Raw genomic sequence first — 10,427 nt, forward strand, 5'->3', positions numbered from 1 at the left:
ACTACGGCAATGATGTCCTTAGAAAGCAAGGAGCTTGGCCAGCGGGTGAAAGCGAATAGAAAAACGTAATACAACAAGCTCGATAGGCCACCGATAAATATGAACAACCCTACCCTATCCAGCATGTCTTTGCCAAGCAAATAGACGAACGCAACAAGAAGGGCGACTATCGCCACTTGCCGGATCTCCTCAGCGATTAACAAGTCAGAATCGACAAGTATCTTAAGCGCCACGGCTTTATCCAGGATTGTTATGTCGCCAACATTGAAAATAACGTCTCTTCTCGAGATGCCGGTGGGGGGCAGGAGGGTTTTTGCGTTATACACCTGGCGCAGGTAAAAAGCGGCCGCAGTGTTTAAAAAACCCATGGCAAGCGAGATAGTAACAAGCGACGCAATCTTAGCCTTGGTCTTTCTGCTTTTTTTCTTTTTGACTTTCTTTGTGAGGTTGCCCATAGTTACACCGGTTATTGCTGCTTATCAGGTACAATAGTAACGTCGATTTGCTGCGATTAAGCTTTCCCCCTGCTAATGAAAATACCTGAGATGCCGACTAAAAACAAGCCCATACCAAGCAGCAAAACCGATAGGTAGGTAGACTGCACACTCCCAATGAAAGGCAAGAGCGTGTGTTGCACCAGGCCTGAACCTAGTCGATCGGCCTGCATCATAGCCTCAAACCTCGAGCGAATAAATGCTAAGAGCAATCCCGGCGCACCTGCGACAATAAGGCTCACACCGAACCCTGTTAACTTCTGAAAACCAACACTGAAGAGGAAAAAGGGGAAGGCAAGAAGGGCCACGAGCGCGCTCGAAACATAGAATACCAGAAGCATCCGCTGGTTAAAATCCTTATTTACAAACGAATCAGCCAGACCGGTTAAATTGTTCATGCCGTTCTGATCGCTGTCGCTGAGGGTCGCCGGCTTATATACGCTGGAAAACCCCTCGTAATAGATGCGCTTAATAATTGCACGCGAGATAACGTCGCCAATCCGATCTTTGGAAATATTTCTGATATCCCTTGCTTTAATACCGAGGTTCACATCTAATCCCGGCAGAACAAGATCGGCATCGGGACTCTTTTCTGCCTGTTTTACCAGTTCAGGATAGTAAATTGCAGAGAGGGACTGTACGTCCACCATCTCCCGGGACGTAGCCATCCCCACTTTCTCGATCATATCGTATGATGTCAAAAGATAGATATGGTACGCGAACAACGCGACGATAAGAAACACGGTAAATAAAAAACCGGAGACTAATCGCAAGCCTCGGTTATTATTTACCTCTCGTATAGTAGCTGTCATATCAACCGGTCCCCTGGTCTATTACCTGGTGTATTATTCAGTCTATTATCTAGTCTGTTAATAACCGCTGTATTATACAGCCTCCCGCGTTTCTGGAGTATTTTTATCCTTCTCGTCGGGTAAAACAGGCGGAAGCGTAAAGAAAAATGAACTACCGTTACCGAGTTCACTGCGCGCCCAAACCCGGCCGCCGTGCGCTTCAACCAGGTGTTTAACTATCGCGAGCCCGATCCCCGAGCCGCCGCTCACGCGAGCACGCGACTCATCAACCCTGTAGAAGTGATCGAACACGTAGGGCAGATCTTCCTCAGAAATTCCCTCGCCGGTATCTTCAACCGATACCATAATAACCGGATCGTCCGCCCCTCCGGCAATCGACCTATCAAGGCGCGTGCCGATTTTCACAGTATCACCTTCGGAAGTATATTGAAGAGCATTTGCGATCAGATTATAAAACACCTGGCTGATACGGTCACGATCGACCGATACCGACGGCAGGTCCTCAGAAAGCTCAAACTCAAGGTGCTTGGACTCTTCTTTTGCACGCGGCTTGAACATCTCAACAACCTGGCGGATTATATAGCCGACATTTTCCTGCCGGGTCTGAAGTTTAAGCTGCTTTTCCTCCGCAAGCGATAAGTCTCGCAAGTCATCGAGCAACCTTGATAGGAGCAACGTTTCAGTGTGTATAGCCGCCAACTTCTTCGGGGTCGGCTCAATTACGCCATCGAGCATGGCCTCGATGTTTCCCCTTACAACTGTAAGCGGTGTCTTTATCTCATGGACGATGTCGCCGAGCAACCGCCGTCTTAGCTGATTATTCTTATCGATGCTCTTAGCCATAGAATTGAACGACTTCGCAAGCTCGCCGATCTCGTCCTCTGAGCTTACGTCTACCCTATGCGTTAGATCACCGTGCGATATCTTCTTCGCAGCTGTGGCCAGCTCGTTTAACGGAGCGGTGATCCTCTTTGCAAAGAGCAGCCCCATTAAACCGGCAACTAAAGCGCTTACCAAGCCTGCGACCCATATCCACTTGTTGACCGATTGGAGGTAGCCTTGTTCAACAGGCCCGATCATATGCATTATTTTTGAGTGCATCGTCGGATTCTGCGGCACCCCACTGGCACACGGGCCGTGCTCAAGATAATAGTTGAATTGTCTACCGATCGCCCAGTTGATAATGAGCGATACCACCGTTATTGAAATCAGCGCGATAACTGTGAAGGTCAATGTCAGCCGAGCCGCTATACTACGCATTGTTCCCTTCCTCCATCCTATACCCCACCCCAAAAACCGTCACGATACACACCGGGTTCTTCGGGTTATCTTCTATTTTCTGTCGCAGGTTCTTTATATGAGCATCAACCGTACGCTCATATCCCTCAAACGAGTACCCCTGGACATAATCGATCAACTGCAGTCTCGTAAAGACCCTACCGGGGCTTTTGGCCATAGCCTCCAGTATCTTAAACTCAGTGGGCGTCAATTGAATCGGCGAACCCGCTTTTGTGACCTCATGCTTCGCCAGGTCGATCTCAAGTGTGCCGATCTTCATGTGCTCCTGATCCTGGTTTTGCGCTTCGCTCGTCGAGCGTCTCAGAACCGCCCGCACCCTCGCCAAAACCTCTCGCGGGCTAAACGGTTTAGTTATATAATCATCCGCCCCAACCTCGAGGCATAAAATCTTATCGGTTTCATCGTCGCGGGCCGTGAGCATGATAATCGGTATCGATGAGGTATTTCGAACTAACCTGCATACCTCAAACCCGTTAAGCTCGGGCAGCATTAGATCCAGCAGAATTAAATCAGGGCTCTCGCTTAGGGCGGTATCAAGAGCAGTACGCCCGTCGAATGCCGTTATCACACGGTATCCCTCTTTTTCAAGGTACGCGGATAACACCTCGACTATCTGTTTTTCATCATCCACTACCAGTATGGTTTTCTTGCTTATACTACTCATTTTATTTCCATCTCACTGTTCATCTCGCCGCATATGTCTATATTTCGCCTCGTGCTAAGCCGACCATTCGACCATTATATCAGTAGCTCGGACCAGCATAGTATGGGTACGGTATAAAAATGTGTCGGCCCCTCAAAGTATATTCTTGATGTTTTCCGTTAACCATAACAGCCCATGAACATACTGTAAAAAAACCAACCTTAGCAAAAGGCTGTAGCGCTACAATACTAGCAGCGCTACAGCCTTGCTTCAGTTATGGTCGTTCCGTTATAGTCGTTCCATAGAATTCTGGAATCTTCCTAGTGCCTAATCCTATATATTACTAACCGGCGTATTGGTTTGAGACGAGGGCGCGTTTCTATAGCCACCGTTTACGCCCAAGCCGGATCTTCCACAAGCACCCGGTCCGCCACCGCAACCACCTGGGCCGCCCGCGCCGCCCATGCCGCATCCGGCACCGGGCCCTACAGCCGGGTCTGTGATGCGCTCGTTAAGCCTGGATTCCATCCTATCGAGCATGAGTTTCTCCTGCTCTTTCGTGATTTGACCTGCCTTAACGCGCTCGTCCAGGAACTTCTTCCTGTCCTTCATAATCGTCGATACCACTTTGTCCTGAGATACCCCCCGGTCTTTGGCAATATCAGCCAGGCTTTGCCCCGAATTGCGCTTCTCGATAATCTGATCCGGCTTCAAGTTTAGAAGCTTGGCCAGACTATCAACGGCACCTCCGAAAAAGCCGCGGCATCCATTTACGAAGCCGGCTGTCGCAGTACCTGTGTCGCCCTTGCCGGCGGCGAAAGAAATGCTGCCGACAGCACCCACGGCAAGCACCACCAAAAGCATACCGACCAAAAGTTTCTTTCCGATAGACATCTTCACACCTCCCTTTAATCAATCAATATCTTGCAACTCTAAATTTACCGCTCAGATGTGAAGAACCTATGGAGAACAGATGGAGAAGTTGCGAATTCTTAAGCCACTATCTTTAATAAATCATGTAAACCCCAAAATACATTTGCCGATACAAAAACATGCGAGGTTTACGTGCTAGATTACAATAATTTAAGGAATACGGTATGTCAGTACGCAAGCGAATTTTAATAACCGGTTTGATCCTCTCTGCTCTGATAGCAATCATGGGCATTATCGGCGTCCTTAGTCTTAATAAATATGAACGAAAAACAGAAAGGCTAACCGGCGCTATTGCGTTAACAAACGCTGTTCAAAACGAACGCGCCGAATTCCAGGCGCTCGATGGCACGTTGAATCGCTACTTCCGCACAAATGATTCCTGCTTCATCAAAGAATTCCTAGCTCGGCTTCCCGCTCTCAACGATAATGCGAAACAATTAGCAGGAAGGACCGATTGCTCTAAATGCCTAGAGGGGTTCAAGGCTACAAGTAAAGACCTGGAACAGCTGAAGATACTCGCTCAAGACCTTAAAATAAACGCTCCAAAATATAGCAAGCAGGTCACTCAAATAAAGAGGGACAAAATTGAGTCCCTGATCCATGTAATCTCTAACCGACTAGCTGATTCCATTAAGATGAGCGCTGAAGAGGCGGCTGCAATTCATAGAGACAGCCATACCGCTTACGCTTTCTATAAATACTTCATTATACTGGCATGTTTTATGATTATTATTCTCGGTATAGTCATAAGCCATCTGCTCGCTAAAGACATAGCATATCCAATCAAAGAACTCAGCAGAGCCACTCGCGAATTTGCTAACGGCGACCGTAGCAAACGAATCGAGACAGAATTGCCAAGCGACTTCTCGACGCTTGCCGATTCATTTAATCAGATGGCGGCGACGATACAATCCTCCGAGCAAAAAATGGAGGGGCTGAATGCGCTGCTCGCACAGGAAGTAGGTGAGCAAAGAGGCGTGCTTGAGATTGCAAATAAAGAGACAAAACAAAGGATGCAGGAGATAAAAGCTTATCTCGAGGTCGCCAAGGCGCTCAACTCGACGCTTAGCCTGGATGATACGCTCGAGCATACCGCAGCCACCTTGTCGTCCGTGTTTGGCGCCGATTACACAGCTATTACACTGATCGACGAAGATAGCCTCTCTCATTGTTGGGAAGTCGAGGAATGTAATAAAACCGCATGTCCTGCATATAAGGCGGCGGACCTAGAGTGCTGGACATTGAACCGTACCCATTGCAATAATCTATCGCAAGAAACTTTTGCGGACAAAATAATGGGATGCGTAAACTGCAAAGTTTTCCATAATTTAAAGATGAAGGTTAAGGCTGTTGCCGGTTTAGATAAGAAACTGCTCATAAGCAAAGAGTTTTCAATACATGACTCAACATGTGGAGAAGCGTTACTGATGCTCAGGCCTGCCGCTAGGCCGGATTTAGCAAAAGATCCGCATATCATGAGCTTCCGAAACGTAACCCCCGATTGCACCTCGCAAATCAGTTTCCCGTTGATAACGAAAAACAGGGTGCTGGGAACGATCGTTTTTGGCTATAAAACCAAGCAGGCCTTTAATGAAAAAGAGATTGAACTGATTGGAAGCCTCTGTAACCAGATCGCTATCGGTATAGAGAACGCCAAGCTATTTAAGCAGGTAAAGCGGTCGGCTACCGAGTTTAGTACGCTCTACTATGCGGGCAAGACCTTAAGCTCACTAACAAAACTAGAAGATATCTCAAAACACGCTCTTAAATATTCCATGGATATATCACATGCGGAAGCGGGAATAGCGCTTTTAGTCAATAGAAAAACGGAGAAGCTAAAAATTACTGCGTCCAAGAATGTCGATAGACAGACCAAGGCGATTATAGGTAAAAGTATTGGCGAAGGCCCGGCCGGATGGGTTGCAAAAACAAGAGAGCCGCTTCTTATAGACAAGCGTTATGCAAAACACGATTTCAAATTGAACAAAGTGCGTTCCGCAATATTTACGCCGTTCCAATACAACGGGCGGCTCTACGGGGTTATTGGGTTACTTTCGTTCACAAGTAAACCGTTCACCTATAATGATATGCAGCTGCTTTCGACTATAGCCAGCCAGGCGGCCACCGAGATGCACAACACAGATCTCTTCAACCAGCTTGAGGATATATATATCGATACGGTTAAAGCTTTCGTCCAGGCTATCGAAGCAAAGGACAGCTACACCAAAGGCCATTCTGAAAATGTTGCCGGTTATGCCATAGCAATCGCTCAAAAGATGGGTATAGATGGAGAACGGCTCAAAACCTTAAAAACGGCATCCCTTCTGCATGATATTGGCAAGATAGGTATAAAAGAAGAGATACTGAATAAACCTGCGCGGTTAAACAACGAAGAATACGAGCACATAAAGCAGCATCCGCACATAGCGTTCCAGATTTTAGAGCATGTTCCCGCGCTAAAAGAAATAGCGGACATTATCCTTTATCACCACGAGAAGTTCGATGGGACCGGATACTTAATGGGTCTGCAGGGAGAAGATATTCCGCTAGAAGCCCGAATCCTTGCAGTGGTCGATACCTTTGATGCCATGACGTCGAGTAGGCCTTACCGAGAAGCGGCATCGATAGAGACCGCACGCGCTGAGCTGCTCAAGAATGCGGGAACACAGTTTGACCCGAAAATAGTCGAGGTTTTCGTAGACCTCTTAGATAAAGGCGAATTAGCTGGTCTCGTCACGAAGCAAGAAGCAAAACCTCCTGTCGACGTCGGTGAAGAGGCAGATGAGATACCGGCTTAGGATAACACGTAAAACGAGGTAAAGAAGAGTTGCTTAAAGTAATCGTCATTATCAGTATTATAATAATGATATACGCATCCCTAAGGTGCAGGAAATGTATTGCCCTGATTCCGGAAACCTACTACAGCAATTACTGGAAGGGCCTTACATCGCTTATCTTGTTCTTTGTCGTCGGCTACGTCTTTTTTGGGTATTCCCTCTTTACCAACATGGATATATCGAACGAACGTTTAGTTGTCAGCCTCATCCTTTTCTTTGGGTCGATCTTCGTTCTGCTGGTCACGATGCTTAGCTATAACACGTTCTCCGAGATAATTAACTTGCAGAAAGAGACGCAAAGTTATGCGGAATGTCTCGAGCAAGAAGTTAAGCGGCGCACCAAAAGGCTTGAGGAACTCTCTATTACAGATAGCTTGACCGGCCTTTATAACCAGCGGTTCTTCTTTATAAAACTTGACGAAGAGATAACGAGAGCAATCAGGCATAACGGTTCACTCTTCTTGCTGCTGTTCGATATCGATAAATTCAAAAGCTATAACGACATCAAAGGGCACCTTGAAGGCGATAGGGTCCTTCAAATGACGGGCAGCATCATACGTGAGAGTATCAGAGATAAAGTTGATTCCGGATTCAGGTATGGCGGGGACGAGTTCACCATCATCCTGCCTAATACCGAAAAAGACCAGGCCGTTATGGTTGCAAAACGCATAATGGCAGCGCTCAAGAAGAAGGAGATTTCGATAAGCGTTGGTCTTGTCCCGCGCGGCTGCGAACAGCTCGATTCAAAAACCCTCCTTAAAATCGCCGATAAGGCCATGTATGAAGCCAAAACAGAGGGTGGAAATAGAATCAAGCTCTTTCGCCCCAAGCCTTCAGGCGAATCAGGCATCCGTCAATTAGGATAAACACCTCCTCTCCCTTGACATGGCACAGTTCGAGCATATACCGATGCTTCTTCGTTTAGGGATCGATGTTGTATTCGCATTCTCGGTAGTTGCCCTTACGCATTTCACCGCAAAACTGCTTCAAAAGGAAAGGCTTATGCTTGAGAACTCCACAAGAAGTATGCGACTAGATAATAGGGTTTTGCATACCCGAGAATGTTCCCAGATACTTGTTGTTAAGTTCTATATGGGTCTTTTCTATCTCAACGAGCGCCGTAAAAACCTCTTTTATCCTGGGCTCGATCGCAACCTCCGCCGCCCTCGAGTAAAAATCTATCGCCCGCTTTTCCCTATCGTGCGCTTCTTTTATATTGCCCTGATCGAGAGCCTGGCAACGTCCCCTGTTATCTTCTTCCTCGATCGGCTTCGGCAAGCCCAGGAGTTTCCTAATTACGGAGGCGTGCTCCGCCTCGACTTTTGCAAGGGCCTTAAACATCGCGCTTAGCTCAACATTCATGCTGACCTCATAGGCACATGTATAAAAAAGCGCGTTGTTGTTCTCCAGCATTAGCGCATGTTCAAGGTCGGCTTTCGAGACCTCGGTCAGTTCGAATGCTTCCGGCTCCTGCCAATCATGCGCAAGAATTATATAGTTACTAGGGGCACCGCAAAACGGGCAGTGACTTGGTTTTGAACCGCCGACATACGGATCACCGCAGATACGACACTTGAATACCTCCATAACAGTCTCCTTTTCCATCTGGTTATGTATTTAACAATCACGCGATTATTCCATATATTAAACTCAATCTCGCCACCCACGCAAGCAACTGTGGGTAACGCTTACCCGTTTTTGGATAAACAACACATAAGAAAGTACCACAACTGTGTGCTTTATGGCGCACCTAGAGGTCGAATAATTGTTTTTCCTTAACAAAATATCGCATAAATGCTATTATGTAGCTGTATTTATATGTCATATTTATTCATCCCTCCCCGTAAGCGCTTGTTTTTACAGGACTAGAGGGGGTAAATATTGACTAGTAAGCATTTAACAAATAAACCCTAACAAACTAAAGTTATCGAGAGGAGAAAGAAAATGGAAAGAGAGCCAAGAACCAGGAAACGCTCGAAGAAGCTAGGCATCAACGGACTCAGCACGCTCGAAGCCGATATCATGAACATTGTTTGGCAGTATAAGAAAATTACGGTGCGCGAGGTTCATGAGACCATGCTTGAGGAAGGGTATATCCCTTACACAACGGTAATGGCGGCTATGAACAACATGGCCCAGAAAGGCCTGCTTAAGCAAAACAAAAATGGTAAGGCATACGTCTATTCGGCAGCCATAGGCAGGGACACAATGGCCAAACTGATTGTCGATACCGTTGTCAACAAGATACTCGGCGGCGTAGCGACACCCCTCATCTCACATCTTCTAAAGCTGAAGAAAGAAGAGGACGTTGAAAAACTGCTTGAGCTAAGAAAAGAATTAAATAGCAAATAACACACGAAGGGGTGTGCTGTGCTCCTCTGGGAATCACTGCTGCTTAATCATATCCTTCCATCGATCTTTGATGCCGCGGCATCACTCCTTTTCGTGCTTTTAATCTTTAAGGTATTCAGGGTCAAAAACCCCGCAACAAGGTTTATGTTCCTCTTTCTGCCACTATTTAAAGCTTTTATCGTATTTATTGATAGCACGTCTACGACGGCACATGTACCGAAGAACAAATTCCTAATGATAGGCTTTCGAATGCCGGATCCCTTTGGCTTCTTTACCCTACCTCGAAATGAACTTTATACAATGACCTACGATCATTCCGCGCTGGTTATAGCAACCGAAGCAGTTGTAGCTATAATACTGATTTTATTAGCAGCTAGATGGGTGCAATTATTCCTTTTCTTTGAGGGATTTAGAAAAGCTGAGCAGGTTGATGAAACCGAGTATCCGCAGCTTTACGCCAGCCTTAGGAACCTTACCGGTAAGCTAAGTAGCAGCCCCCCTAAACTCGTATTTTCCAATATTTACCAGTTTGTTCCCTTTAGTGTCGGTTATAGGGCACCGATAATAGTGTTATCGCGAGATTTGGTTGATTCCTTTCCTGAAGAGCAACTTGAAATAATGCTGGCCCACGAGCTGGCACACATAAAGAGAAAAGATAGTTTTACCGGCTGGCTCGCACTTATACTGCGAGATGTTATGTTCTTCAATCCCCTAATTCGCCTAAGCTACCGTACGCTTGAAGAAGAAAAAGAAAAGGTGTGCGATAGAATAGCACTTGAAAAAACGGGCGTATCCCCTAAGGTAATTGCCAATACCTTAATTGATGTAGCACTCTTCCATAAGGATGCTGGGCCAAATAGAAAACGGCTTCTGCCTACCACAGTAGAAAGCTTTGCATATCGGCACTCGGCACTCGAAAAAAGGATAGAATTTATTACAAGCCCGATGCCACCTAGCGTTTATCCTTCAGCAATAAGAACTTCTTTAAAAACTTTCCTATTTGTACTTCTCATCTATATCCAACCGGTCATAGGCCTTAAAATCAGTCAGTATACGC

9 protein-coding genes and 1 pseudogene are annotated in these 10,427 nt (G+C 46.5%); 4 read left to right on the top strand and 6 right to left on the bottom strand.

Going from position 1 to position 10,427, the window contains the following annotated elements:
• From COY37_RS01890 to COY37_RS01910, 5 genes and pseudogenes are all read right to left on the bottom strand, one after another.
• Positions 1–455: pseudogene (locus COY37_RS01890) on the bottom strand (hypothetical protein); the annotation flags it as partial.
• Positions 456–511: 56 nt separating this feature from the next.
• Positions 512–1,306 (bottom strand): hypothetical protein, encoded by a 795-nt coding sequence (locus COY37_RS01895; RefSeq protein WP_286678841.1) that lies wholly within the window; start codon positions 1,304–1,306, stop codon positions 512–514.
• A 72-nt stretch (positions 1,307–1,378) separates the two neighbouring features.
• The gene (locus tag COY37_RS01900; RefSeq protein ID WP_286678842.1) at positions 1,379–2,566 is read right to left on the bottom strand and encodes a sensor histidine kinase; all 1,188 of its coding nucleotides are present in this window, start codon (positions 2,564–2,566) and stop codon (positions 1,379–1,381) included.
• Positions 2,559–3,269, bottom strand: coding sequence for a response regulator (locus COY37_RS01905; protein WP_286678843.1), 711 nt, complete (start codon positions 3,267–3,269; stop codon positions 2,559–2,561). Before COY37_RS01905 ends, COY37_RS01900 begins: the two co-directional genes overlap by 8 nt.
• A 312-nt stretch (positions 3,270–3,581) precedes the next feature.
• Positions 3,582–4,142 carry a DUF2680 domain-containing protein gene (locus COY37_RS01910; RefSeq protein ID WP_286678844.1) on the bottom strand — a complete coding sequence of 187 codons (561 nt, stop codon included), beginning with the start codon at positions 4,140–4,142 and terminating at the stop codon, positions 3,582–3,584.
• Positions 4,143–4,345: 203 nt separating this feature from the next.
• Between COY37_RS01910 and COY37_RS01915 the strand changes: the two genes are divergently transcribed.
• Positions 4,346–6,979: an HD domain-containing phosphohydrolase gene (locus COY37_RS01915; RefSeq protein WP_286975760.1), complete on the top strand. Its 2,634-nt coding sequence runs from the start codon at positions 4,346–4,348 to the stop codon at positions 6,977–6,979.
• 29 nt (positions 6,980–7,008) lie between these two features.
• The gene (locus COY37_RS01920; protein WP_286975763.1) at positions 7,009–7,884 is read left to right on the top strand and encodes a GGDEF domain-containing protein; all 876 of its coding nucleotides are present in this window, start codon (positions 7,009–7,011) and stop codon (positions 7,882–7,884) included.
• A 166-nt stretch (positions 7,885–8,050) separates the two neighbouring features.
• Here the strand turns inward: COY37_RS01920 and COY37_RS01925 are convergent, their stop codons facing one another.
• Positions 8,051–8,605, bottom strand: coding sequence for a ferritin family protein (locus COY37_RS01925; RefSeq protein WP_286975766.1), 555 nt, complete (start codon positions 8,603–8,605; stop codon positions 8,051–8,053).
• A 357-nt stretch (positions 8,606–8,962) separates the two neighbouring features.
• Here COY37_RS01925 and COY37_RS01930 point away from each other — a divergent pair, with 357 nt between their 5' ends.
• Complete coding sequence (locus tag COY37_RS01930; RefSeq protein ID WP_286678895.1) at positions 8,963–9,370, top strand: BlaI/MecI/CopY family transcriptional regulator; 408 nt, start codon at positions 8,963–8,965, stop codon at positions 9,368–9,370.
• A gap of 18 nt (positions 9,371–9,388) precedes the next feature.
• The coding region (locus COY37_RS01935; protein WP_286975769.1) for a M56 family metallopeptidase at positions 9,389–10,427 on the top strand (1,039 nt) is incomplete at its 3' end.

This window comes from Candidatus Aquicultor secundus (assembly GCF_002791875.1).
In the GTDB taxonomy this organism is placed as follows: domain Bacteria; phylum Actinomycetota; class Aquicultoria; order Aquicultorales; family Aquicultoraceae; genus Aquicultor_A; species Aquicultor_A secundus.

Excerpts from the sequence above, each read along its gene's own strand:
- COY37_RS01895 (WP_286678841.1), bottom strand. The coding sequence starts at position 1,306 with ATGACAGCTACTATACGAGAGGTAAATAATAACCGAGGCTTGCGATTA.
- COY37_RS01900 (WP_286678842.1), bottom strand. The coding sequence starts at position 2,566 with ATGCGTAGTATAGCGGCTCGGCTGACATTGACCTTCACAGTTATCGCG.
- COY37_RS01910 (WP_286678844.1), bottom strand. The coding sequence starts at position 4,142 with ATGTCTATCGGAAAGAAACTTTTGGTCGGTATGCTTTTGGTGGTGCTT.
- COY37_RS01930 (WP_286678895.1), top strand. The coding sequence starts at position 8,963 with ATGGAAAGAGAGCCAAGAACCAGGAAACGCTCGAAGAAGCTAGGCATC.
- COY37_RS01905 (WP_286678843.1), bottom strand. The coding sequence starts at position 3,269 with ATGAGTAGTATAAGCAAGAAAACCATACTGGTAGTGGATGATGAAAAA.
- COY37_RS01915 (WP_286975760.1), top strand. The coding sequence starts at position 4,346 with ATGTCAGTACGCAAGCGAATTTTAATAACCGGTTTGATCCTCTCTGCT.
- COY37_RS01925 (WP_286975766.1), bottom strand. The coding sequence starts at position 8,605 with ATGGAGGTATTCAAGTGTCGTATCTGCGGTGATCCGTATGTCGGCGGT.